Below are 25,629 nucleotides of genomic sequence, written 5' to 3'. Positions count from 1 at the left end.
TTTTTCTAAACTGTGAACTTCCTCACAAAAATAGTTGCCACAAAAATCACCAACATCACAGGAATGGTCAGACCGAACGGTAAATGCACTTGGCTGTAAGAGAGAGCGTGGTACAGCACAAAACCTGTCAGCCATAATCCACAGGCACTCCAATCTATTTTTGCTTGCAATTCGGTGCGTTTTAGCACGAAGAAATCGGCAATTTGCACAGCGATCATCGGAGCGAACACAGAGCCAATCAACAGAAGGAAGTTTTCATATTGCGTAACCGGCAAACTCAAGGCTAACAGCGTGCCCATTAGCGTTACCGCAATGGCTGTCGGCGTTTCTTTCAGTTTCGCACTAATATTACTGGCACTGACCCCGGCGGAGTAGGCATCAAGAAAGGTGGTGGTAACTGTGGATAACATCATCACTACAATACCTACCAAGCTCATTCCTGTTAGTAACAGCATTGGGGCAATTTCACTCTGCCCAGTGAACAGTACTATTCCCAAACCCAGGGCGTACATCCATGCACTGGTCAGCAAATAGCCCACACTTGCGGCAAAAGTGGCGGCAAGCGGCTTTTTCGCTTTGCTGGTGTAGTCAGAAACCAGCGGCAGCCACGAAAGCGGCATAATAGTGGCAAGTTCCACCGCCGTGCTAAAGGGCATTTCGCCTGAAACGGTAGAGCTTGGCTGCCCATTTAGCACTTTCACGCTGAGCCATAACGTCAGCACAAACATCGCAATAAGTGTGGCAAGTTTGAATTTTCCCACCTGATTTGAGCCTGTGAATAGCCATAAAATAATCAGCACCCCAAGCACGACTGCCCAAAGGCTAAAAGCGGAAAACTCCCACAATGCCAAACTGAGGGCGTTACTGATTTCCGCCCCGGTGTAAATCATAATTGCAGTCCAGCCAACCAGCTGTAACACATTGGCAAGCGAGAAAAACACTGAGCCTTTACCAAAGGAAATCTGCACTGTTTGCATCGCATTTTTGCCGGTTTTCGCCCCGATAAAACCGGCAGCGAAAAAGAGAATACCGCCCAGTAAATGCCCCAGCACAATCGCTAGCAAGCCTTGCTGCCAACCGAGCGGAGCAATCCAAGTGCCAACCACAATCGCACTGGCACTAATGCCGGCTCCAGCCCAAATTAATCCACTGTTTAGGGAGCTAAGGGTTCTACTCATTGCTGCCTCCGTTTGCAAATTTTTCCAGATTTTTAACCGCTTGTTGCCAATCTGTTGCTTGCGTGATCGCACTGACCACTGCCGCACTGCCTACACCGGTTCTCATCACATTTTCAATTCTGTCTTCATTAATTCCGCCAATCGCTACCGTTGGAATGTGAAGGGTAGCAACCAAATCCGCATACTTCGCCAAATTGATTAAGCCCTGCGGCTGTGACGGCATTGCCTTGGTTTGGGTTGGGAAAACATGCCCAAAAGCGATGTAAGACGGCTGCACCGCCAAGGCTCGCATAATTTCAAAATAGCCGTGAGTGGAAACGCCAAGCCGTAGCCCGGCTTGCTGAATGGCATCGAGATCGGCGGTGGCTAAATCTTCCTGCCCTAAATGCACACCGTACGCCTGATATTTCACTGCAAGCTGCCAGTAATCATTTACGAACAATCGCACATTGTGCTGTTTGGCTAGTGCTATTGAGCGTGCAATCTCAGCTTCAATTTCTGCAAGCGGTCGATTTTTCACTCGAATTTGCAAGGTTTTTACGCCCGCAAGAATTAAGCATTCAATCCACTCAAAGCTCTCTACCACAGGGTAAAGCCCAAGCTGATAATCGGTGGAAGCAAAGGCGTTTTTCGGCAACGCCAGAGGTGCAGAAATCAGCTCGGTTTGCGGGAAGAAATGAATGTCGGTCGGGTAGCCGGTGTGGCATAGCGAACTTAACGCCGTTTGCCCTCTGCCCTCTTTTTCCGACAAGCCTTTTTGCAGATAGGCAGTGGCAACGGTGACGGCATCAGGCAGGTCGAAGCCTTTTGCCAGCATCGCTCCAATGGCTGAAGCAAAAGTGCAACCTGTACCGTGGGTGTTCACGCTCTCCAAACGAGGGTGCTTGAACGCATAAATTTCGTGCGGCGTGAGCAGATAATCACTCACCGTATCGCCCTGCCACTCAACGTGTCCACCTTTCGCCAACACGGCTTTAATTCCTTGTTGGAACAGAGTTTGAGCGGCAGTTTTTACGCCTTCAAAGGTGGTAATTTCGGTTTCGCTAAGCAAGGCTAATTCCGTACCGTTTGGCGTGATTAAATCCACCAGCGGATAGAGTTTTTGCTGCACCACCGGCAGTAAAATACTCTCCGACAAAGCTTGTCCGCTGCTCGCTACCGCCACCGGGTCATACACCACATAGCAAGGTGCTTGGCTTTCCGAGCGGATTTTTTGGATATATTCGCACAAAATTTCCACCTGATTTTGCGAGCAAAGCAAGCCGATTTTGATAGCATTCGGGTAGCCCTGAACAAGCAAAGCCTCAAATTGCTGGCGGAAAGTGTGGTCATCAATCGGCGTGACGCAAAGCACGCCGTGTGGGTGCTGGGCAGTCACAGAAGTCACCACCGAGCAGCCTACCAAGTTGAAATCGTGAAAAGTGTGTAAATCAGTCTGAAGCCCTGCTCCGGCACAGGAATCTGAGCCTGCAACCGTCCAGATAACTTTTGGCTGATGATTGGAATGATTAGACATAGACATCGCAAAATCCTCTTTTTTAAAGTTAGGGTTTGCTTGTCAGAGATGTGGCAATGGGCAAAATTGAATGTTAAAACTTGTTCCCTACGCAGGTACTAACCTACAGGTTCCACGGATCTCGCTTTCGCGATCTCAGCCTTACGGCACTCCGACAAGAGTTTTAGTATAGCTTACAAGCGGTGATTTTCCACAAAAAATTTGCAAAATTTTCTGAAAAATAAACCGCTTGTTATCATCAATTAATTCACTTTCTCACAATTTAAACAGTAGAGATACATCTGTTTTGGGTCGTTAAAACGGGAGAGTTGCTCCATTTTTTGGTGCGATTTTTTAAGCATCGGTAAATCTAGCCAGTTCGCTACATTCAGTTGTAGCTGAGCCTTGAAATCACGGGCAAGCGTGCCGAATAGACTGTCGTCTTGCTCGGCAAACCATTGCAAACCGAATTTTTCCACTTTCGCTTTGCTCTGCTCTGCCCGTTTTTGGTTAATCAACTCAGAAAGCGTGGCGTAGGCGATATTAAAATTGCCCAATTCATCAACCAAGCCGTGTTGGAGAGCTTGATTGCCCGTCCAAACCTGCCCTTGGGCGACTTTATCCACCGCTTCTTTTGACATTTTTCTGCCACGAGAAACCAGCTCTAAGAAACGGTCGTAGCCATTTTCAATACCGATTTGAAGCACCTCGCCTTGCTCTTTCGGCAGCGTTTTCAAGCCACTTTGCTCTGCCAAGATGGAAGTCGAAATGCCATCTTCACTCACGCCTAATTTTTTCGCGGTTTTCTCGAAGGTTACCGCCAAGCCGAAAATGCCGATGGAGCCGGTGAGCGTATTTGGGCTGGCGATGATTTTATCACTGGTTGCTGCAATCCAGTATCCGCCCGAAGCCGCCATTCCGCCCATTGAGGCAACCACCGGCTTGCCGACTTTTTGGAACTCTTCCACTTCTTGGCGAATAAGCTCTGATGCCATCGCACTACCGCCCGGGCTGTTAATGCGTAAAATCAAGCCTTCTACGTTTTTATCAGCTCTTGCTTCTTGCAGCAATTTCACCACGGTTTCGCTGCCCACGCCGGTTTCATCGCTTTCGCCGAGCATAATCGCCCCCTCCACGTTCACTACCGCCATTTTAGGGGCTTTAATGTCCGCAAAACGGTCATTCAGCTCAAGCTCGTAGTCTGAAAATTCAATGTGGTTATAGCTGCCCTCGCTATTTTCACCAAATTGCGAAATCAGCTGGCTTCGGCTCTCTTCGTTGGTCACTAACTGGGTGACCCATTTTTGGTTGAGGGCAAATTGGGCATCATCGCCTTTTGCTTGTTTATATTTTTCGATATACGCCGCTGGGGTTAAATTAATCTCTTGAGCGGAAATTTTGCGGTTTTCGGCAATGGTTTCCACCATTTTACGCCAAGTGTCGCTGAGCCAACCTTGAGCGTTCTGTTTGGCTTCTGCCGACATATCGTCTCGCAGAAACGGCTCAACCGCTGATTTATAAGTGCCAACACGGAAAATATGCGGCTCGGCTTCGATTTTTTCGAGTAACGATTTGAAATAAATATTGGAATAACTTAAGCCTTGCAGCTCCACAAAACCGGCTTTGTTCAGATAAATTTCATCGGCAAAAGAGGCCAAATAATATTGCTTTTGCGAATATTGCTCGCCGATGGCAATGACAGGCTTACCTGAGGTTTTAAAATTGTTAATTTCATTACCGACTAAATCCAAAGAGGAAAAATCCGCATTTTGCAGATAACTCAAATCTAGCACCAAGCCTGTAATTTGTGGGTCATTTTTCGCTTTGCTGATCGCCTGCACCACATCAAAGGTGGAGATTTTAAACGGCTCTGAACCGCCAATTTCTGACTGCAACAAGCGGTAGAAATCGGTAAATTCTTCACGATTATCCGCTAAATATCCGTCTAAATTTAAGCGTAATGCCCCTTGGGTAAATATCGGTTTTTCGCTATGGTGCGAGCTGGAAAGAAAGCCCACCAGCGGCACTAATAACAAAATAAACAGGATAAAAAAGAGGTTTACCACGCATTCACGAACGCAACGAAACAGACGGTAGAATGCTTTAAGAATGTTTAACATCAGCAATTTCCAAAAATAAAATAAGTCGGCACAGTATAAAGCAATCACGCTGTGAATAAAATATGCTATGCTTGGGCGGAATTTGGATCAACCATAGGAATATTATGCAAGCTCTTGATTTATTACTTCACCGCCGCTCCAGCAAAAAATTTGGCGAAACCGCCCCAACCTCCAAACAGCTTGAGCAGATTTTACAAGCCGGGCTGAGAGCCCCGGATCACGGCAAATTAAAGCCTTATCGCTTTGTGGTGATTGAAAAAAGCGGAATGCCGCAATTATGCGAGTATTTCAAATCTGCCGTTGAAGAGTTTGAAATGGGCGAAGAGCGTTTGAAAAAAGCGGAAAAATTAGCCAACCAAGCTCCAATAATTATCGGCGTAGTGGCAAAATTAGATCACACCATCGCCAAAGTGCCGGCATGGGAGCAGATGATTACCGCAGGCTGTGCCGGCTACGCCATTCAGCTTGCCGCTAATGCATTAGGCTTCGATACGGTTTGGATCAGCAATAAATGGATCAACGGCTCGGCACTACGCTCGGCATTCAGCTGCCAAGAAAACGATAAAATCATCGGCTTAATTATGCTTGGCTCGCCACTTGAGGGCGGTATCGCCCGAGCGGACGCCGAAAATTTAGACGGTTTTGTCAGCTACATTAAATAAGATGAAGACGATTTTGATCACCGGTTGCTCCAGCGGTATTGGCTATGCAACCGCATCTCACCTCAAAAATGCAGGCTGGCGTGTGATTGCCAGCTGCCGTAAGCCCGAAGATGTGGCTCGTCTTCAAGCGGAGGGATTTGAGTGCCTTTTGCTTGATGTGACTAATTCGGAGCAAATCCAAAACGCCTTTGATTATGTGCGTGCAAGCGGTCAATTAGATGCAATTTTTTGCAATGCCGGCTACGGGCAGCCCGGCTGTGTGGAAGATGTACCACGAGAGGCACTACGTGAGATTTTTGAAACCAACGTGTTTGGAGCCTGGGAAGTGATTAATCAGGCAATGAAAATTTTCCGCTCGCAAAACCACGGTAGAATTTTAATCAACAGCAGCATTTTAGGTTTTGCCGCAATGCACTACCGAGGGGCGTATAACGCCACCAAATTCGCCTTAGAGGGCTTGGCAGATACGCTCAGATGCGAACTGCACGGCTCCAATATTTACGTTTCTCTTATTGAACCTGGCCCGATTCAAAGCAACTTCCGCCCCAATTCGGTGGCAAAACTCAAGCAATATATTGATGTGGAAAATTCCTATCACAAAGAGCTGAACCAAACCCAATACCAACGCTTAACCACCAAAGGCAATGCAAATCCATTCACACTGCCTGCCTCTGCCTGTGCTGAGGCGTGCTTAAAAGCATTAACTGTAGAAAAACCCAAAGCACGTTATCAAGTCACTTTCCCCACCAAACTGTTCTGGTGGCTACGGCGAATTTTACCCACAGTGGCATTTGATTATATGAATAGGAAATTTGGTGGGTAGTTCATTAAGTTACGTTACTTTCCGTTAGCTTCTCTAGCCAGCTCTTGTGCAAAATATTTCATAGAAGACATTTTATCCCGTATCTGCTGTTTAATATTTGCCATTTCATTATCCATTTCTTTTACCCATTCCTTGGATAGTTCTTTTCCTTGATATTTTAAATAAAGAGCATTATTAGTAATTTCTAACATTTTGTACGTTAGATGATAACTCTCTTCAATATCTTCACGCAACTCTAGAGCAAGGGGATGTTTAAGTTTTAAATTGTTTAGTTCCAATACTACTTTATCTAAATGACCTTTTATCTCGTTCATATATTGAGATGCTAGTTCCATATCCTGCTTTGTTACTTCTCTTTCAGCACTATTCTTAATTAAAGAATCGGTTTTCAATCGAGTATTTCTTGCATTAGCGTGAAATTCTTGCCCCAATGTTTCATTAAACTGCTTTAAAAGCAATGCATCTTCCCTAGCATTTACATCATAGGCTAAAGATTGCGAAGATAAAAATAATGTAAAAATCAAAGTAAATATAAAGGAAATATATCTATTATTCTTGATTAGCATTAGATACTCCTTTAATAGAAAACATTATCACAAGTATAATAACATCAATAAGTATTATGCCAGTAGTCATAATCGCAATCATATCGCTCAATTGTTTTGGAGTATCCCAATATAGAAAATAGAAAACCACTTTGTATAATATGTATAAAATAACATTCAATAATATTAGGTGATGAGTATAAGTGGAGGTGGCGATATTCAGGTCTCTCAATCTACGTCTGGCAGCAGCAAAGAATATATATCCTAGAGTGCTACAAGTAAGTAACATAAATATAAAAAAGATACCTGCATTAATAGCAGGAGTATTGTCGTGTATAAATATTAGGGGTGCTAATTCAGACATTAAAAAAAATATAGGTAATGTAAATAGAGTAATAATAAAAAATTGTAGCCTGTTAGCTCTACCTTCAAAAGAAAATAATTTTCCTTCAGAAAATAATTGTGATTTAATGTGATCGATTCCTGAGCTGTTATTCATCATTTTCTCCTTATTATTTTTTACGTTGAATACGAAGTTCTAACACCTTCTGTGAATAATTCCATACAACCTCAAAATAAGGTTGCTCCTTTGTAATTCTTTGCATTACTTTTTCAATAATCTCATCGGAGTAATGAAGTAAAATATCCGCATCTTGTTCATAAAGGTGTAAGTCCTCTTCAATCAAAATACGAATCTTATTTTTAACTACATTATTGATAAGCTCATACGCCTCATTAAGCTCTTGATTTTTCATATTAGGTATCTCTACTTAGATAAAGAAAGGTTTGCAGGTATTGTTAGGGCTTTCTCTGTCAAGAGAAAGCCCGATTAGGATATCCTAATCGGGCTTATGACTAAAAAGCAGAAATAAGTAAAATAATTTTATTTCTTCCACCCTTTCAACGCATCAGCAAAGGCATTGTTACCAAATGTGTTGCGATTATCACGTTGCAAGCGGTCATTTTTTTGCGGATTTTTGCGAATTTCTGCTGAATTTCGACCGCTTGTTGGCTCTTTTTTGTCGGTGGGTTTATCGTCTAAACGCATTGTTAGGGCAATACGTTTACGAATAACGTCCACCTCAAGCACTTTTACTTTTACTACATCGCCTGCTTTTACCACCGAATGAGGATCTTCCACAAAAGAGTTTGAGAGCATTGAGATATGGACTAAACCGTCTTGGTGAACACCAATATCCACAAATGCCCCAAAGTTTGCCACGTTTGTAACCGTGCCTTCTAAGATCATACCCACTTTTAAGTCGGTAATTTCTTCCACTCCATCCATAAACACCGCCGTTTTAAACTCGCCTCGTGGGTCTCTTCCCGGTTTTTCCAGCTCTTTGAAAATATCATTCACGGTTGGCAAGCCGAACTGTTCGTCCACAAAATCTTTCGCATTTAGCGAATGGATTTTCGAGCCGTTGCCCATTAATTCCGCCAAAGTAGATGTAGTTGCCTGTAAGATTTTTTCCACAATCGGGTAGGCTTCAGGGTGAACGCTTGAGGCATCGAGAGCATTTTTTCCGCCGATAATTCGCATAAATCCGGCACATTGTTCAAAGGCTTTTGGCCCTAAGCGAGGGACTTTTTTCAAGTCTGAACGGCTGTTAAAACGTCCGTTTTCATCACGGAACGCCACAATATTTTGTGCCAGCGTTTTCGTCATTCCGGCCACTCGAGCCAATAGCGGTGCGGAAGCAGTGTTGAGATCCACGCCCACCGCATTTACGCAATCTTCCACCACCGCATCTAATTTGCGAGCAAGTTGAGATTGATTCACATCGTGCTGATACTGCCCCACGCCAATCGCTTTCGGCTCAATTTTCACTAATTCCGCCAGCGGATCTTGCAAACGGCGGGCAATCGATACCGCCCCACGCAAAGAAACATCAAGGTTCGGGAACTCGTTCGCCGCAAATTCCGATGCTGAGTAAACCGAAGCTCCGGCCTCGCTCACCACCACGGTTTGCGGTTTGTTTTCTTTGATTTCCTTAATCACCTCTTTGGCAAAACGCTCGGTTTCACGAGATGCCGTGCCGTTACCAATCGCAATCAGCTCTACATTGTGCTTTTTAATCAGGGTAAAAATCGCAAGTTGAGCTTCCGCTTCTCTGCCGGTATGCGGATAAATAGTCGCCGTATCTAACAATTTCCCTGTATTATCCACAACTGCTACTTTCACGCCGGTACGCAAGCCCGGGTCTAGCCCCATTGTGTTTCTCGCCCCAGCCGGTGCTGCCATTAACAGAGCAGAGAGGTTCCGAGCGAATACGTCAATCGCCTCTTCTTCCGCTTTTTCACGCAGGCTGCCCATCAATTCGGTTTCTAAATGCAATGCTGCTTTGATTTTCCACGTCCACGCAATCACTTGCTCACGCCATTTGTCGGCAGGTTGATTGTTGAAAATCACGCCCAAATGTTCACGGATAATCTCTTCGCAATGGCTAGATTTCGCCCCCTCTTCCGCTTCAGGATCGGCATTTAAACTAAGCGATAAAATGCCCTCGTTTCGCCCACGGAACATTGCCAACGCTCGGTGCGATGGCACGCCGTTAAACGGCTCGCTATGAGCAAAATAATCACGGAATTTCTCGCCCTCTTGCTCTTTGCCCTCAATCACTTTCGCTTCCAACGTGGCGTAAGCGGTCAAATATTGGCGAAGTTTTGCAAGTAGCTCGGCATCTTCAGCAAAACGCTCCATTAAAATATATCTCGCTCCGTCTAACGCCGCTTTGCTGTCCGCAACACCTTTGTCAGCATCAATAAAGTTTGCCGCCAAGGTTTCAGGATCTTGTTTCGGATCGTTCCAAAGCGTTTCCGCCAATGGTTCTAAACCTGCTTCAATCGCAATCTGCCCACGAGTACGGCGTTTCGGTTTGTACGGTAAATAGAGATCTTCCAATTCCGTTTTGCTTTCGCAATGCAAGATTTTGTCGCGCAGTTCATCGGTGAGTTTGCCTTGATCTTCAATGGATTTCAGAATGGTTTGGCGACGGTCGTCCATTTCACGCAGATAAATTAAGCGAGTTTCAAAATGGCGAAGTTGGGTGTCGTCTAAGCCGCCGGTCACCTCTTTACGGTAACGGGCGATAAACGGAATGGTGTTACCTTCGTCAAGTAAGTTGATGGCGGCAAGAATTTGGTGGTTGCCGACGTTTAATTCGCCGGCGATAATTTGGCTGATTTTTGTATTTAAGTCAGTCATTTAATTTCCTTTCAGTAACGTGGCTCGAGGTTTGTCCAGCTTCTCAAGCTCAATAAGTGTTTCGGCAACTTTTTGCGGATTAGGCTCTTTTTTCGCACATAAAATGATGTTCTCTAAACTATCCGCTTGGTGATAATAAGGCTTCGGACTTGCCACTGCCTGTTCAAATTGTTGATAAGCCTGCTGAAATTGACCTTGTTTACATAAAAAAGTGCCGTAATTATTCCGCACATCAGGGCGGTTTTGGCTTAATTTCAAGGCTTGTTGATAGGCTTTTTCGGCATTTTGTGCATCGGCAGTTTGCTGATAATAGTAGGCAAGCACCGAGTGGGGCAGGTAATCGTTCGGGTCATGAGCGAGGGCTTTGTCAATATTCTGTTTCGCTTTGGGGAAATCGTTCTGCTCCAAATAAGCAAGAGCTAAGTTTATACGAGCTTTCACCGCTTCCGAGCGGTTAAATTCAGTTTCTGAAACGGTTTCGGGAGTAGAGGAACACGCAGCTAACAAAAATAGCGTGATACAAGCGGTGATATTTTTCAAATATTTTGCAAACATGGTGTTCTCCCTAATGGTTGGTCATTTTACTGTTCAACAATGGCTAAGACTAGCGATTTTTTCTCAATGAGGGAAATTCTTAATGCGAATTTTTCGATACAGATCGCAAAAATATTTACCCTTGACATTAAACCAACTTCAACCTTTATGATGCTTACTCTTTTATACTATTTATACACAACTATAATTTAATTTTTATAAAAGGAGACAACCATGCCTGAGATCAAAATAAAGCATCTCACATTCGCTGACATTATTGTGTTGGCACTTATTTTTTTCGGTAGTGCTATTTACGATTCATCCATCGGATACATTGAATTACTACAAAACAATCAAGTTAAACCTGAGCACTTATCCATTAATGATCTCGCTAGATGGGAAGTAACAGCTATGCAGGCACTTTTATTACTGATTGCTTGGCTGTATCTCCATTGGCGAAAGTTTGATTTCGGCGTACTGAATATTAAAGTAAATCGCTATACCTTACCACTTACGTTGCTTTTAGTGGTTGGGGCGGGGCTACTTGCTGATTTCTACCAGATTCTGCATACTTTTATGATACCAGAACATTATCCCGAGACTGAACAAACGGCTTATCCAGGGATACAATATACCCCCGAATTGATCGTAACCTCTTTGTTTAACGGATTTTTTGAAGAAATTTTCTTTATGGGATTGGTTTTTGCAGTCAAACCGCAAACATTGCCTAAAACAATCATATTAAGCCTTTTTATACGCTTTGCTTTCCATACTTATCAAGGCTTAGCTGGTGCATTAACTATCACGACCTTAGGAATCTCATTCTGGTTATTCCGTCGTAAAATTCCAATGCTAGTACCGTTTTTTCTAGCTCACGCCATATTTGATATTTTTGGCCTCAGCTTTTGGGGGCTATTAGCTTAACAAGGAGAAAGATGTGAAGCGTTTTACTCTTATTATCTTATCTATCTTTATTTTAGGCATACTATTTGCAGTGTTAGGGCTAGGTATCTTTGATAATAAAGACCGTTGTTTAGATAGCGGAGGGCAATACGACGAAGTTAGAAAACATTGTATCAAATAGTTACTCTTATATATTTAATATGGGGCAATTACTTGCCCCAATAAATTATTCCCGAGTGATTTCCATCCAATACTCATGAAAATCGCACAATCCGAGGTTGGGATGACGAATTGTGCCAAGATATTGATAAATAACATATTGTGAACGATAGCCTAATTTCTTCGCTAAATAAATTAGCTTGTCAGCATTGCCATCATTGGTTTCTCGCCCAACATACATTAAACCGTTAAGATAAGGCATCGGTTGTTTATCTGCCGGCCGAATAACCTCTCCATTGCTGTTTTTTGTCCAAATACCCGCTTTCCAATCATATTTATTATCTGCACGAAATAAACTCGCCGACTGGAAAGGAACAAGCGATTTTTTAACATCTTCTGTATTTCGCAGATCTACCTTATAAATCGGCGGCATTTGGCGATAAACCAATGTTGGCTTTCTTTTCTCTAATATATTTAGACGCTTTAACGCCTGTTCTTTTAAATCAATTTTGGCTAATGTTTTTTGTAAATTCTTAATCTTAGCCTGTAGCTCTACTCGATTCTCATCCAATAATGCCAATAATTCATCTGCTGCCATTTGTGGAATTTGCTTGATCTTGCCAAGAGGTATTTCCATTTCCCGATAATCTAGCACATCAATTAAATCTAACAATGTGTTTGGAGATACATGTCGATAGTCGTTCTGTTGGTTTCGCTCAAATGTAACCAAACCTTCCTTATCCCAGTAACGCATCGTAGAAGCCGGTATTCCAAGCATTTTCGAAGCAGTTTTTAGACTTAATCCATTTTTAAAATAATGCATATCTGATATATTTTCTTTTGTCATCACTAAACCTTAAACTTTCTTTAAGCTTTATATACAATATGTTAATTAGCATAAGAAAAAAAGCAAAGCTAAAAAGGTTCTTGGAAAATCCGATCTCTTATAGGAAATTAAAAGCTACATAAAATACCCAAAGTAGAAATTTTTAGGAAACCGCATTTTCTCAAACACGAATGAATAGACAATAAAACAGCAAGCGGTCATATTCTTCGAGAAATTTGCAAAATATCCGGAAAATATGGTCGCTTTATGTTTTATTGCATTATTTGCATTGAAACGTAAGTTTTGCCACACCATTAACCAATAAATGCGACTCCGTCTCATTTTTCAACACCCGAACCAGTTTATTCTGTTTGGCACAAAAATCTGTGGCATTTTTCAGAACATAGGCTTCTGCACCACCTTTTCTCCCAGAAATTAGTGACGCTTCAACAGCAGCTACATAATTTCCTTCAGCATTCTGTGTTACATCGGAGCTATAAGTTAATCCTAATCCGTTTAATTCTGTATTATCTTTTTTTCACCGTACAGCCAGTTAATACGAAAGCACATAGTACGGTAGCCAAGAAAGTTTTTTGCATCTTGTATCCTCTAAAAATAATTTATCAAAATAGTCTTCAGTTTTTGCAATGGAGCAGACCATTACAATCTTTTAAATAACTCAATGCTTTTTACAGATAACCGAATAAAGCAGCAGAATAATAAAGGTTATAGCAACCTTAATGTCAAGTAGAAGTTTTATAAAAATATCATTTTATTGAAAAAATATGATATAAACCCCGTTGCTCCTTGTATCTTAAGCTCACAAAAAACCTCCAAATGGTCGATTTCATTAAAGTTAAGCGACAATGTAATATCTTCAAATTGTGATACGACTAATCTCTGTTTACTCAACAAACACTGGCAAAATGCTAAAGAAAATTTTTCCGCGACTAAATCAAAGTTTTCCTCAGAAAAGTGATTGCCATCGCTGATTTTTATCCAAGAAAGTAATCAATTATTCAACTTGTAGAGCACAGTAAAAACGAGTGATATAAAACCATAAAGCTTCGCGTAGGCATTTTAATTACAGCCTTTATCAATATTAAACTGTTTAAAAGCTAGGAATTGTATTGTCATAAGAAATCAAATTAACGATTAAATAAAATATGGCTAACTTAAATCATTCAAGTAAGTTTAATGTCAAGCAAAAAGTTCACTTACCTGAAATAATACTTATTTACTTGACATTAAACCAACTTTCATCATTAAACTTTATCCTTAGTGTCATAAGGTTTGAGGATAGTATCAGAGTAATAAAAAGTTTTTTTAAATTAAAGATTTCTACAAGCTGGTTTATAAGGAATTTCAATAGCGTGTTTTATCATTTAATCTAAAAAGAAAGTATGGAGTATCATAATGAAAAAATATATTTTCAAACCAACATTAGTATCCGCTCTTGTTGCGTCAGTAGTAACTACAGGTGTTTATGCTGAAGAGGATATAGAAAAACAGGAGAAGCAAGCTATCCCTTCTATCATTAACCCACATAATCAGATCGGATTGACAAAACCCATCGCTGAAAAATACAGCGGAAAAGGAGTAAATATCGGCGTGCTTGACGGTGGATTTATGGTAGAACACACCTTAGTTGACCGTAGTAAATTACACTCAGTTACCTTTGAGCTGACGGACTCTTCCGGCAAGAAAAGGCTATACGCCCCACACATTTATGAAATAGAAACAGAGCAAGATGAAGAAGGCAATGAAAAGAAAGTCTATTCCATGCACGGAGGACAAGTAGCAGGCATTATCGGAGCTAAATCCGCTGCTCAACATCAATACGCTGGAGGTATCGCTAAAAACAGTGAAATCTATATAACATCTATTGATCCACAGAAAACAGAAGAAGACACATCAAAATCTGATGACGGACGCAGTGATATTTTGTTAGGTGAAACCTCCGATCTAAAAGATGGGCGTCGAGCATTTTCAACGGCAATTAATAAGTTGGTAGAGAAAAATGTCTTAGCCATTAATAATAGTTGGAACGAAGATGCAGCCACTGACTCGGCACTGGAGTTAGAGCAAAAATATAAAGAAGCTATTGTTCAAGCAAAAGATAATGTATTGATTAATGCGATTAAAGCCGCGGTACAAGAAAATACCTTGATGGTATTTGCAGCAGGTAATGAAAGTAAAAAACAGCCAGGCATTATGGCAGCTCTACCTCAATATCTTCCAGAGCTGGAAAGCCATTATCTTTCTGTAGTTGGCGTAGATGACGGTAAAAACTTATCAGAATATTCTAACCATTGTGGCGTTAGCAAAAATTGGTGTGTAGCAGCACCAGGAAACTTAACTGTACTAGCCACAGATGGCGCGGAAGAAAATAAAAAATACTCCGGCTTAAAACTAGATGCTGGAACATCATACTCTACTCCTGTTGTAACAGGCTCTTTAGCCATTTTAAAAGAGCGGTTCAATTATTTCACTCCAACACAAATCAGAGACACATTATTCACTACTGCAACGGATTTAGGCAAAAAAGGGGTAGATGATGTTTTTGGCTGGGGATTAATTAATCTGGAAAAAGCAGTTCAAGGACCTTCACAACTGTTACGAAACGAAACCTATAATGTTACCCAAAACGACATTTGGACAAACAGTTTGCAAGGAAAATACCGTTTAACTAAACAAGGAGCTGGAGAGCTAACTTTAGCCGGTAACAATAATCACATAAAAGAAATTGACGTTGAAAAAGGAAAATTAGCATTACTCGGTAAAACTGTTTCAGATAACATCAATAATCAAGGACACTTGACTGCTGCTGATTTAACCGTAAATAAAGCATTTCAATCTAGTTCTGCAAGCCATTTGGAAATTTGGGCTAATAACGCCTTCATTGCTCAAGGTAAAAATACTATGGTTAATTTGGCTGGAACACTTTTGGTTGCAGAAGCATTGAAACAAAATGCTCAAGAAGGACAAACCTTAACCAACGTATTGTTGGTGCGTAACGGTGCTAATTATCAAGGCGGTTTTGATGCATTGCAACCGAGCAAAATATTGGCAGAAAAAGGCTTGCGACAAGATTTATATTTCAAAAATGACCGTATTGAATTAAAAGCCAATTCGAATAAGGCATTTAGCGATCCAAAAGCAAGCGGTAACGCTAAACATGGGTTAGATGCATTAAATGCCTTGCGTGACACCAAAGTTGCTTGGCGAAAAGGGACTTATAACAACTGGTTGCAACATGCAGTGGAACATAATGATTTGCAAAATTTCCACTATTATATCGGTAACAATATATATGCCGACAGTTTGGCATTTTTGCGTAACCAAACAATTAACCGTTTAAATGGAACATCTCTCTCGCTACACCGCCACCAAGACAATGTACCAGAATCATTGAAAGTTTGGGTTGAGGGTAACGGACAAAGATATAAATCCGATCAAAAACAGCTGGATCAAAAAACTGAATTTAAAACGCGCGATAATGGATTTAGCATTGCTTATAAAGTAAATGACAAGGCATTATTAATCGGGAATCTAACTCACCTAGACACTAACCTAGATAAAAATCAGGCAACCGGAAAAATAAAACAGCTTGAAGCTGGTTTGGCTCTTCGCTATGCCCAGTCCTCGCATGGTTGGTTCGATGATATTTCAGGAAAAATCGGACAGATTAATTACAGACAAAATCGTTATTTTAACGGTGCTTCGTTGGCTTCCGGCAAAAATAAAGGACTACAGTTGAGTGGAGAACTCCGTCGCGGTTACAGATTAACCGCAAATAATTGGCAGATTGAACCAAGCCTTGGCTTACAAGCAGTACACTTATCAATGCGTCAGTTAAAAGAACAAGGCGAGCTTGCAACCGATACGACAGCCTTCCATAAAACAGATGTCAATTTATCTGGCGGCTTACAAGTAAAACACCTTTTCCAATTTAATGATTGGGCGGTTACACCTAACCTCAGCTTAAATTACACCCACCGCCTTAACGGGAAAAATAATGAAATACAAAGTGATTTATTTGGGGTAAAAATTAAAAGCAAATCTGAAATATACAGTAACAATATCGCTGAAGTGGGATTTGGGCTTACTGTTGAAAAGAATAATTGGTTTACTTCTGCCGAATTTAGACAAAGTAAATTTAAAGGCGGCAAAACTTCTACTTGGTTAGCAAAATTCGGGGTTCAATTTTAATTACCCCTTAACAAAAGCTGTAATTATTTTTATGAAAAAGGAGCAATTCCATGATACTCAATAAAAAATTAATTTTAACGCTTGCTGCAAGTTTAGTGATGGCAGCTTGTGGTAACAGTGGTAGTAAGGCTCATAGTAAGTCTCAGACCAATATCTCAGGCTTCCAAATGCAACAACCAAAACAACTCGAGCAGCCAAAACAGTTAACACCACAATATAGTGGTTACCTTTCTAATTATGCTACCAGTAACGCAGAATTTACAAAATTTTCTGCGACAACTGCTACCCAAGTTCAACCTACACAACTAAATTTATACCAATTTGAGAAAACCTCAGGAAAGTATAATTCATTCACTGGAAAAGAAGTTATCGCAGAAAAAACACATAAATCAGTTTCATTAAGCTCAATTACTGTACAAGGACTTGATGTTAGCGATTATAAGCTTTATTTATTAGCACCTAACAGCAAGGTCTATTACGGCTTTTACTCTGATGCGTTGAATAATGAAATCACAAGTATAGATGATAAATATAACAATTATTTTTATCTGTTTGATAAAAATACTATTTCCAAAGATGCCCCAACATCTCTCACCGCCACTTATGTTAAAGAAGATGGTTTTATCTACGGTTCAACTGGGAAAGAAGAAGGCTCTACTCACTTACCACAAGTAGGAACTGTAAATTTAAGATTCGTTGATGGGAAAGCCCAAGGTGAAGTCATTGATCGATCAGGGCATAACGAAGAGGTATTTACGTTCTCTGGTGATAGCAAAAATTTAGTTATTACACCAACTGATAAAAATCGAATTACTACTCAGCGAGATCCTGCTTCAATGGAATTGAATTTTATTGATTCAAAACAAGGAACTAACGATTACAAATACGTTACTGGTACAACAAAAGGAGACCACTGGAGTGGTGTATTAGCTGCCGAACAGAAACCGTAAAAAGCATTATACTTATGCGCTACTCTTTTAAGTAGCTAACTATGGTAACAATTATGATAGTCTCGCTACTAAAGACATTTAGTAAAATATCAAGACAAATTTGACCGCTTGTATATTTGCCTGAAATAAAAATACCGACTGAAAATGATTTCGGTCGGTACTTTACTCAGTAAATTATTAATGCGTTTTCACATCAATCCCTTGTCCAAACTTACGTTTTTCTAGGGTGCGTTTGGTGCGGTCGATCACATCGCCGGCAAGCTGACCGCAAGCAGCGTCAATGTCATCGCCTCGGGTTTTACGCACTGTTACGGTGAAGCCGTACTCCATCAGCGTTTTTTGGAAGCGATCAACACGGGAATTTGAACTCTTGCCATAAGGAGCTTCCGGGAACGGATTCCAAGGAATTAAGTTCACTTTACACGGGGTATTTTTCAACACTTCCGCAAGTTGATGTGCGTGATCTGTGCTGTCATTGACGTGATCGAGCATTACATATTCAATCGTTACTTTACCGTGATTTGCATTTGATACTTCAAGGTATTTATTCACCGACTCTATCAACATTTTGATGTTATATTTTTTATTAATCGGCACTAACACATCACGCAATTCATCATTCGGTGCGTGGAGCGAGATCGCTAACGCCACATCAATTTGCTCACGCATTTTATCTAATGCCGGCACAACCCCTGAGGTGGAAAGGGTTACACGGCGTTTGGATAAACCGTAGGCAAAATCGTCCAACATAATTTCCATTGCAGGAATCACATTGTTCATATTCAGAAGCGGCTCGCCCATTCCCATCATCACTACATTGGTAATCGGACGTACACCGGTTACGCCAAAGTTACCGATAATTTTAGAAGCTCGCCACACTTGCCCGATAATTTCTGACACGCTTAAATTTCGGTTAAAACCTTGTTGTGCCGTTGAGCAGAAAGTACAAGCTAACGCACAGCCTACTTGTGAAGATACACAAAGGGTTGCACGATCATCTTCCGGGATATACACGGTTTCGATTTGCTGATCGCCTACTTGCATAGCCCATTTGATTGTACCATCTGCCGAGCGTTGTTCTACCGCCACTTCCGGTGCTTTGATTTCCGCAATGCGTTTTAATTTCTCACGCAATACCTTATTGATATTGCTCATATTATCGAAATTATCTTCCCCAAAATGGTAAATCCATTTCATTAGCTGATCGGCACGGAAAGGTTTTTCCCCCATTTCGGCAAACAGCTCACGCATTTCTTGGCGGTTTAGGTTTAATAAATTGATTTTTTCTTTCGGTTGGTCTGCTACTCCACAGGCAGCATTAGTGATTTGTTCTGACATAAAATTAGAAAGCCTCGTTGTTACACGTTTTGTGGCAAAAGGTTAGGACGAACTTGCCCTTGTTTTGCGATGATTTTTAAAGCGTGCAATTTTACTGGTTCTTTTGTTTTAAGGCTAGTGCTTTTTAAGTCAAAATGTTTTGGATAAATAATATCCTTATAAAATATAAGACTATTTACATTAATCTAAATGATCTATAGAATACCTAACGATAATAATCATTCTCAATAACAAAAGGAGGCTGAAAATGAAATTATCAACAATCAAAAAAGCATTAGTCTTAACCTTTGGCTTAAGCTCTGCAATGGCAATGGCAGAACCGTTTAAAGTTGTAACCACCTTTACCGTTATTCAAGATATTGCACAAAACGTAGCAGGTGATAAAGCTACAGTTGAATCAATTACTAAACCCGGGGCGGAAATTCACGATTATCAACCTACGCCAAAAGATATTGTGAAAGCCCAAAAAGCTGATTTAGTATTGTGGAACGGTATGAACCTAGAGCGTTGGTTTGAGCGTTTCTTTGAAAATGTAAAAGGTAAACCTGCTGTTGTTGTAACTGAAGGTATTACGCCAATGCCAATTACCGAAGGCGAATATAAAAATCTGCCAAATCCACACGCTTGGATGTCCACCGACAATGCATTAATTTACATTGAAAACATTCGTGCAGCTTTAGTAAAATACGACCCTAAAAATGCCGAAACTTACAATGCTAATGCAAAAGCCTATGCTGAAAAAGTAAAAGGCATTGCAGAACCACTACGCCAACGTTTAGCCTTTATTCCGGAACAGCAACGCTGGTTGGTTACAAGCGAAGGGGCATTTAGCTATCTTGCAAAAGACTACAACTTAAAAGAGCTTTATTTATGGGCGATCAATGCCGAAGAGCAAGGCTCACCGAAACAAGTTAAAAAAGTGATTGATGGCGTGAAAGCGAATAAAATCCCTGTTGTCTTTAGTGAAAGTACCGTTTCTGACAAACCTGCTAAACAAGTGGCAAAAGAAACCGGTGCGTTATACGGTGGTGTGATTTATGTAGATTCACTTTCAGAAAAAGATGGTCCTGTACCAACTTATTTAGATCTACTGAATGTTACCATCAGCACCATTGTTGAAGGTTTCGAGCGTAGTAAAAAATAACCAGAGTTAAAATGACAACACATTCAACCTCCATTTCCGTCGAAAATTTATCCGTCCGTTACAATAACGGACACATCGCCTTGCACGATGTGTCGTTTCAGCTTGAAAACGGTACGATTTGTGCATTAATCGGGGTAAATGGAGGGGGTAAATCCACACTTTTTAAAAGTTTAATGGGGCTGGTAAAACCACTTACCGGCTCGGTTAAACTGAGTCAATTACCCATTTCTAAAGCCTTAAAGCAAAATTTAGTCTCTTATGTGCCACAAAGTGAAGAGGTAGACTGGCAATTCCCTGTTTCTGTTTATGATGTCGTAATGATGGGGCGATACGGCTATATGAATTTCTTGCGTATTCCTCGTGGAATTGACAAACAAAAAGCAGAACAAGCAATGGAGCGTGTCGGTGTTTTGCATCTGAAAGAACGACAAATTGGCGAACTTTCCGGTGGGCAGAAAAAGCGAGTCTTTCTCGCCCGAGCCTTAGCCCAAGAAAGTAAGATTATTTTGTTAGATGAGCCTTTTACAGGTGTTGATGTAAAAACTGAAAATGCCATTGTTGAATTGCTCAAACAGCTCAAAGAAGAAGGGCATTTGATTTTAGTTTCTACTCATAATCTTGCCAGCGTGCCAAGTTTTTGCGATCAGGTGTTAATGATCAACCGAACATTATTAGCCGCAGGCAAAACAGAAGAAACCTTTAATAATCAAAACCTAGAAAGGGTATTTGGTGGTTTATTGCATTATCAAAAATAGTATTTGAACAATAGGGAGGCTAACGCACTCCCTATTTTTATTTGTGTTAGCGGATTTTAGAATACGCAAAACTTAGGAAAAAAATGACCGCTTGTACTAGAATGATAGTCGGACCTGTAGCAGCATCAATATGGTAGCTTAGTAAAGTACCAAATACAGATGAACCGACGGAAATCACTAACGCAATGGCAAGCATTTTATCAAACCGCTTTGTGAGCAAGTAAGCAGTAATCCCCGGTGTAATCAGCATTGCCACCACTAAAATCACCCCTACAACTTGCATTGCACTGATAATAGTTAAAGCTAATAGTGATAGCAAGCCATAGTGTAATAATTTCACCGGTAAACCAACCACTTTGGCTTGATTCATATCAAAACAATAAAGTAAAAAATCTTTACGTTTGAGCAGCATAACTGTAAAGGTGAAAAGGCTGACTACTACTGTTTGGATTAAATCGCTTTTCGTTACACCCAATAAGTTTCCAAATAAAATATGGGTTAAATGTTCACCCGTATTAAATGCGGTAAATAATAGAATCCCAAAGGCAAACATACCCGAAAACACAATCCCCATAATGGTGTCTTCTTTTAAACGACTGTTCTCTTTTAAATAGCCAACCGATAACGCACAAAATAAGCCCGAAGAAAATGCACCAATCGCAAGTGGTAAACCTAATAATGAAGAAATCACCACACCCGGCAATACTGCGTGGGAAATGGCATCCCCCATTAAAGACCACCCCTTCAACACTAAATAGCAAGAGAGAACGGCACTCACACTCGCCACTAAAATAGCTGTGATGAGGGCAGTTTGCATAAACTCAAACTGAAGAGGTTCTAAAATCCAATCAAGCATTTTGCTCCTCCCCTTCTCGCTCTCCTCCTTTCACAAATTGACCTTTTTGCGACACTAAACCATATTTAGGAGCGAAACAAAATGCAGCGAGAAAAATCAAGGTTTGTAGGCATACAATCAGAGCTCCTGTTGCCCCATCTAAAAAGTAGCTTAAATATGCTCCTAGCCCTGAAGTTAGTGTGCCGATAATCATTGCAATCATTACGACTTTAGAGAAACGATCCGACAATAAATACGCCGTTGCTCCCGGTGTTACCACCATCGCAATCACTAAAATTGCCCCAACAGTTTGTAATGCCACTACCACACAGGCACTTAACAGAGTAAAGAAGATGACTTTATAGCGTAATGGCGAAATACCCACTGAAAGAGCGTGGTGCTCGTCAAAAAAGACGAGTAGCAAATCCTTCCAAAATAGGATCAAACCGAGTAACGAAATGGCGATAATCAGTACCACTTGCCACAAATCTTCATCAGCAATCCCTAAAATATTTCCCATCACAATGGAATTTACGTCCACTGATGTCGGATTTAAGGAAACAATAAACATACCTAAGGCGAAAAAGGTGGTAAAAATAAAGCCGATGACAGCATCTTCTTTAATTTTTGTGAGGCTTTTTACCCAAAGAATAGAGAGAGCCGCCAAAATCCCTGAAAAAAACGCCCCAACGGCGTAAGGTAATTTTAACGCATAAGCAATAGCAACTCCTGGCACGACTGCGTGCGACAAGGCATCACCAATTAAAGACCAGCCTTTTAACATTAAAAAAGCGGAGAGAAAAGCACAAACCAAGCCCACTCCCATACTCACAAAAATCGCTTTTTGCATATAGTTGTAGGCAAAGGGTTCTAATAAAACATCAAGCATAAAATCCTAACAAGTTGTTGATAATAGTTCGCATATACTACCATATAAACCACTTTGTATGTAGGGATTAAACTTGTATTTTGCTAAATATCTAATTTAAAATCGTAAGGATTCGGATAGCGATAAACAAAGCCTAGCTCTCTGCAAATTTTGTCTGCTTTTACTACTCTTACAAGCGGTTGATTTTCATCAGAAAATTGCAAATCTGCCAAGCCTAAGCGTTTTGCTATTTCGCTATAATACGCTTTACGAGTAGGATGCTGTTCGGCACACAAATGGAAAATGCGTTGCCCGTTTGGCTTCGCTAAAAGCAGGGAAATTGCGGATAAACAATCCTCTAAATGGACTAAATTCACGGGTTGGTTTGGTGATTTCAAATTCGATTTTCCCACCAAATAAAACACAGGGTGGCGTTGCTTACCGGCTAGTCCAGCTAATCGCAAAATATCGCAATCAAGTTTTTGGCTTAACAACCAATTTTCTACTTTTGCAAGCAACGAATTTGGATCCACTTCAGTATCTTCGGTAAAATTCCCCTCCGACATCGGCAAAACTGAGGTCGAGCTGATAAAAATCAAATGTTTTAAGCCTTTAGTCATCGCAAATGATGTAAGTTTTTGAATACCTAAAAAATAATCCTCTTCACTTGTCGTAGAAGGCGGCAAAGTAATCACCATTGCATCAGTTGCCAAAATAAGCTCAATGTCAGGCGTAATAGCAAAATGATTTAAGTCTAGCGGATAACACTCAACTGGTATATCGCCCACTGTGCGTTTTGTGCCGGCAACTTGCCAGCCCTCATTTTGTAATTTTTGGGCGAGCGGTAAACCGAGCCAACCTAAGCCAATAATGGTGATTTTTTTCATAAATTTTAGGCACAAAAAAAGCACCTCGTGGTGCTATCTGCTCTTTTTAAGATTGGAGCGGGAAACGAGGCTCGAACTCGCGACCCCGACCTTGGCAAGGTCGTGCTCTACCAACTGAGCTATTCCCGCATATTTGGTATATTATCGAAATGGTGCCCGAGGCCAGACTTGAACTGGCACGCCCCGAAAGGCGAGGGATTTTAAATCCCTTGCGTCTACCGATTCCGCCACTCGGGCTCCGATAATATTTTGATTTTAAAATTGTCTTTTTCTAAATGGTGCCCGAGGCCAGACTTGAACTGGCACGCCCCGAAAGGCGAGGGATTTTAAATCCCTTGCGTCTACCGATTCCGCCACTCGGGCGACACGATATAGAAAAATTGGAGCGGGAAACGAGGCTCGAACTCGCGACCCCGACCTTGGCAAGGTCGTGCTCTACCAACTGAGCTATTCCCGCAAATTTTAAATTGTTGATTTCTAAATGGTGCCCGAGGCCAGACTTGAACTGGCACGCCCCGAAAGGCGAGGGATTTTAAATCCCTTGCGTCTACCGATTCCGCCACTCGGGCAGCACGATATAGAAATTGGAGCGGGAAACGAGGCTCGAACTCGCGACCCCGACCTTGGCAAGGTCGTGCTCTACCAACTGAGCTATTCCCGCATTTAAAAACGCTACGAACTTCGTAGCGTCTCAACAGGTGCATATTCTATGGATTTCCGATTTAATGTCAAATAAATTTACAGGAAATCTTTAAAAAATGGTTTAAGTGGCGAAAAATAAGGCTTTTTTGCAAATTTTTGCACAAATTTAACCGCTTGTAATTCACTCTAGGCTAAAATTGATGCTTGGTAAAACCTGTTGAAATACCAACTACAACCGTTGCCGCCTTTTCCATTGTATCAACAGAAATAAATTCAAAACGTCCGTGGAAGTTCTCTCCTCCGGTAAATAAATTCGGGCAAGGTAATCCCATAAACGACAAACGAGAGCCATCTGTACCACCTCGAATTGGCTCTAAATTCGGCTCAATGCCCTGCTCCCGCATTACTTTTTCCGCAATCTCAATCAGGTATGGATAGCCGTCTAATACCTCACGCATATTGCGATACTGTTCAATAATCTCAACTTTGCCGCAGTTTTCGCCGTAAATTTTCTGCATTTCTGCTATCGTATCTGTCAACATTTTGCCAAATGTTGCCAGCTCTTCACGCTCAAAACTACGAAGAATATAACGCACTTCTACTTTATCTACACCGCCTTCAATATCGTGCATCATAATAAAACCTTTACGATGCTCACTGGTTGCCGGGGTTAAATGTGGCGGTAAACGGTTCTGGAATTCACACGCTCGTTCTAACGCATTGATCATTTTACCTTTTGCCGTGCCGGGGTGAACGCTGCGACCAAAGAAAGTTACCACTGCAGCATCGGCATTGAAATTCTCATACTGCAACTCGCCAAGCGGACCACCATCAAGCGTAAACGCTACATCGGCACCAAAAGCTTTTACATCAAAATGATCTGCACCACGTCCAATCTCTTCATCGGTGGTAAAACCAATGCGGATTTTGCCGTGCGAAATCTGCGGATTAGCTTGTAAATACTCAATCGCCGAGAGAATAATCGCAATGCCCGACTTATCATCCGCTCCTAGCAGACTTGTGCCGTCAGTCGTTACCAATGTGTCGCCAATAAGTTTGTTTAAATTTGGAAAGTCGTTCGGCGAGAGCTTATCACCACTACCGCTTAATAAAATATCGCCACCTTGATAGCATTCAATCACCTGTGGCTTAACGTTCTTACCATTAAAATCGGGTGAAGTATCAACGTGTGCAATCAATCCCAACACAGGAATGGAGATATCCGTATTGGCAGGCAGTGTAGCAAACAGATAGCCGTTAGGATCGAGAAAAATTTCCGTCAGCCCCATTGATTCCACCTCTGCTTTCAAAAGGTTGAGCAAATCCCATTGTTGAGGAGAACTTGGCACGCTTTGGCTTTTCGGGTCAGAAGTAGTGTAGATTTGGGTATAACGTAAAAGACGGTTGAGAAGAGCTTGTTTCATATAATGTCCTTAATCATAGAATTTGCAACATTTTAGCCGAAATTGACCGCTTGTTACCAACAATATTCGGTTTTCATTTCTGTGCGGCACTCTTTCAAATAAAAAACGATTTTTACGAGAT

At 41.3% G+C, this 25,629-nt stretch carries 21 protein-coding genes, 6 tRNA genes and 1 riboswitch; of the genes, 7 read left to right on the top strand and 20 right to left on the bottom strand.

The genetic code is table 11. From position 1 onward, the window contains the following. Positions 1-5 precede the first annotated feature (5 nt). From cytX to sppA, 3 genes are all read right to left on the bottom strand, one after another. Positions 6-1,178, bottom strand: coding sequence for a putative hydroxymethylpyrimidine transporter CytX (gene cytX, locus A6B40_RS08825; RefSeq protein WP_176672158.1), 1,173 nt, complete (start codon positions 1,176-1,178; stop codon positions 6-8). Beyond that, the gene (gene thiE, locus A6B40_RS08820) at positions 1,171-2,700 is read right to left on the bottom strand and encodes a thiamine phosphate synthase (protein ID WP_236966864.1); all 1,530 of its coding nucleotides are present in this window, start codon (positions 2,698-2,700) and stop codon (positions 1,171-1,173) included. The genes cytX and thiE overlap by 8 nt, the downstream gene beginning before the upstream one ends. 61 nt (positions 2,701-2,761) lie before the next feature. Continuing rightward, a riboswitch (TPP riboswitch) is annotated at positions 2,762-2,858 on the bottom strand. A 78-nt stretch (positions 2,859-2,936) separates the two neighbouring features. Beyond that, positions 2,937-4,793, bottom strand: coding sequence for a signal peptide peptidase SppA (gene sppA, locus A6B40_RS08815; RefSeq protein WP_176672157.1), 1,857 nt, complete (start codon positions 4,791-4,793; stop codon positions 2,937-2,939). Positions 4,794-4,897: 104 nt separating this feature from the next. Between sppA and A6B40_RS08810 the strand changes: the two genes are divergently transcribed. Together A6B40_RS08810 and A6B40_RS08805 are read left to right on the top strand one after the other, a co-directional pair. Continuing rightward, on the top strand, positions 4,898-5,455 hold the full coding sequence (locus A6B40_RS08810) for a nitroreductase family protein (RefSeq protein WP_176672156.1): 558 nt from the start codon (positions 4,898-4,900) through the stop codon (positions 5,453-5,455). Between the two features lies 1 nt (position 5,456). Continuing rightward, on the top strand, positions 5,457-6,278 hold the full coding sequence (locus A6B40_RS08805; RefSeq protein ID WP_176672340.1) for an SDR family NAD(P)-dependent oxidoreductase: 822 nt from the start codon (positions 5,457-5,459) through the stop codon (positions 6,276-6,278). A gap of 14 nt (positions 6,279-6,292) precedes the next feature. Here the strand turns inward: A6B40_RS08805 and A6B40_RS08800 are convergent, their stop codons facing one another. The 5 genes from A6B40_RS08800 to pilW all read right to left on the bottom strand — a co-directional run bounded on the left by A6B40_RS08800 (position 6,293) and on the right by pilW (position 10,586). Next, entirely contained in the window at positions 6,293-6,844 is a 552-nt protein-coding gene (locus A6B40_RS08800) for a hypothetical protein (protein ID WP_176672155.1), read from the bottom strand. Next, entirely contained in the window at positions 6,828-7,325 is a 498-nt protein-coding gene (locus tag A6B40_RS08795) for a DUF805 domain-containing protein (protein WP_176672154.1), read from the bottom strand. The genes A6B40_RS08800 and A6B40_RS08795 overlap by 17 nt, the downstream gene beginning before the upstream one ends. Positions 7,326-7,335: 10 nt before the next feature. Next, positions 7,336-7,578: a hypothetical protein gene (locus tag A6B40_RS08790; RefSeq protein WP_112110588.1), complete on the bottom strand. Its 243-nt coding sequence runs from the start codon at positions 7,576-7,578 to the stop codon at positions 7,336-7,338. Positions 7,579-7,706: 128 nt separating this feature from the next. Next, positions 7,707-10,031 carry a Tex family protein gene (locus A6B40_RS08785; RefSeq protein ID WP_176672153.1) on the bottom strand — a complete coding sequence of 775 codons (2,325 nt, stop codon included), beginning with the start codon at positions 10,029-10,031 and terminating at the stop codon, positions 7,707-7,709. Further along, complete coding sequence (pilW, locus tag A6B40_RS08780; RefSeq protein WP_025247310.1) at positions 10,032-10,586, bottom strand: type IV pilus biogenesis/stability protein PilW; 555 nt, start codon at positions 10,584-10,586, stop codon at positions 10,032-10,034. Between the two features lie 213 nt (positions 10,587-10,799). On the opposite strand from pilW, the gene A6B40_RS08775 reads away from it, so the two are divergent. Then, complete coding sequence (locus A6B40_RS08775; protein ID WP_025216721.1) at positions 10,800-11,489, top strand: CPBP family intramembrane glutamic endopeptidase; 690 nt, start codon at positions 10,800-10,802, stop codon at positions 11,487-11,489. A 205-nt stretch (positions 11,490-11,694) separates the two neighbouring features. Here A6B40_RS08775 and A6B40_RS08770 read toward each other — a convergent pair whose 3' ends face one another. Then, entirely contained in the window at positions 11,695-12,474 is a 780-nt protein-coding gene (locus A6B40_RS08770; RefSeq protein ID WP_025216720.1) for a MerR family transcriptional regulator, read from the bottom strand. Between the two features lie 1,395 nt (positions 12,475-13,869). Here A6B40_RS08770 and A6B40_RS08765 point away from each other — a divergent pair. Then, positions 13,870-16,665, top strand: a complete 2,796-nt coding sequence (locus tag A6B40_RS08765; protein WP_176672152.1) for a S8 family peptidase — start codon at positions 13,870-13,872, stop codon at positions 16,663-16,665. Positions 16,666-16,715: 50 nt separating this feature from the next. Next, on the top strand, positions 16,716-17,615 hold the full coding sequence (locus A6B40_RS08760) for a hypothetical protein (RefSeq protein ID WP_176672151.1): 900 nt from the start codon (positions 16,716-16,718) through the stop codon (positions 17,613-17,615). A 177-nt stretch (positions 17,616-17,792) separates the two neighbouring features. Here A6B40_RS08760 and rlmN read toward each other — a convergent pair whose 3' ends face one another. Then, positions 17,793-18,953: a dual-specificity RNA methyltransferase RlmN gene (gene rlmN, locus A6B40_RS08755; RefSeq protein ID WP_176672150.1), complete on the bottom strand. Its 1,161-nt coding sequence runs from the start codon at positions 18,951-18,953 to the stop codon at positions 17,793-17,795. A 247-nt stretch (positions 18,954-19,200) separates the two neighbouring features. Here rlmN and A6B40_RS08750 point away from each other — a divergent pair, with 247 nt between their 5' ends. Together A6B40_RS08750 and A6B40_RS08745 are read left to right on the top strand one after the other, a co-directional pair. After that, the gene (locus A6B40_RS08750) at positions 19,201-20,097 is read left to right on the top strand and encodes a metal ABC transporter substrate-binding protein (protein WP_112110581.1); all 897 of its coding nucleotides are present in this window, start codon (positions 19,201-19,203) and stop codon (positions 20,095-20,097) included. An 11-nt stretch (positions 20,098-20,108) separates the two neighbouring features. After that, positions 20,109-20,852, top strand: coding sequence for a metal ABC transporter ATP-binding protein (locus A6B40_RS08745; protein WP_025216715.1), 744 nt, complete (start codon positions 20,109-20,111; stop codon positions 20,850-20,852). Between the two features lie 46 nt (positions 20,853-20,898). Here A6B40_RS08745 and A6B40_RS08740 read toward each other — a convergent pair whose 3' ends face one another. The 10 genes from A6B40_RS08740 to pepT all read right to left on the bottom strand — a co-directional run bounded on the left by A6B40_RS08740 (position 20,899) and on the right by pepT (position 25,508). Beyond that, entirely contained in the window at positions 20,899-21,708 is an 810-nt protein-coding gene (locus A6B40_RS08740; protein ID WP_176672149.1) for a metal ABC transporter permease, read from the bottom strand. Continuing rightward, positions 21,701-22,576 (bottom strand): metal ABC transporter permease, encoded by an 876-nt coding sequence (locus tag A6B40_RS08735; RefSeq protein WP_176672148.1) that lies wholly within the window; start codon positions 22,574-22,576, stop codon positions 21,701-21,703. Before A6B40_RS08735 ends, A6B40_RS08740 begins: the two co-directional genes overlap by 8 nt. Positions 22,577-22,659: 83 nt before the next feature. Continuing rightward, complete coding sequence (locus A6B40_RS08730) at positions 22,660-23,442, bottom strand: Rossmann-fold NAD(P)-binding domain-containing protein (RefSeq protein WP_176672147.1); 783 nt, start codon at positions 23,440-23,442, stop codon at positions 22,660-22,662. Positions 23,443-23,495: 53 nt separating this feature from the next. Continuing rightward, positions 23,496-23,571: transfer RNA gene (locus A6B40_RS08725), tRNA-Gly, on the bottom strand. A gap of 21 nt (positions 23,572-23,592) precedes the next feature. Next, positions 23,593-23,679, bottom strand: a tRNA-Leu gene (locus A6B40_RS08720). A 39-nt stretch (positions 23,680-23,718) separates the two neighbouring features. Continuing rightward, positions 23,719-23,805 (bottom strand) — tRNA-Leu (locus A6B40_RS08715). Positions 23,806-23,823: 18 nt separating this feature from the next. Beyond that, a tRNA-Gly gene (locus A6B40_RS08710) sits at positions 23,824-23,899 on the bottom strand. 25 nt (positions 23,900-23,924) lie between these two features. Further along, positions 23,925-24,011, bottom strand: a tRNA-Leu gene (locus tag A6B40_RS08705). Between the two features lie 16 nt (positions 24,012-24,027). Then, a tRNA-Gly gene (locus A6B40_RS08700) sits at positions 24,028-24,103 on the bottom strand. 172 nt (positions 24,104-24,275) lie between these two features. After that, the gene (gene pepT / locus A6B40_RS08695; RefSeq protein WP_025235389.1) at positions 24,276-25,508 is read right to left on the bottom strand and encodes a peptidase T; all 1,233 of its coding nucleotides are present in this window, start codon (positions 25,506-25,508) and stop codon (positions 24,276-24,278) included. Between the last annotated feature and the right edge of the window lie 121 nt (positions 25,509-25,629).

Source organism: Mannheimia varigena (genome assembly GCF_013377235.1).
GTDB classification, from domain to species: Bacteria; Pseudomonadota; Gammaproteobacteria; order Enterobacterales; family Pasteurellaceae; genus Mannheimia; species Mannheimia varigena.
This window is presented reverse-complemented; position numbering and strand designations above follow the sequence as displayed.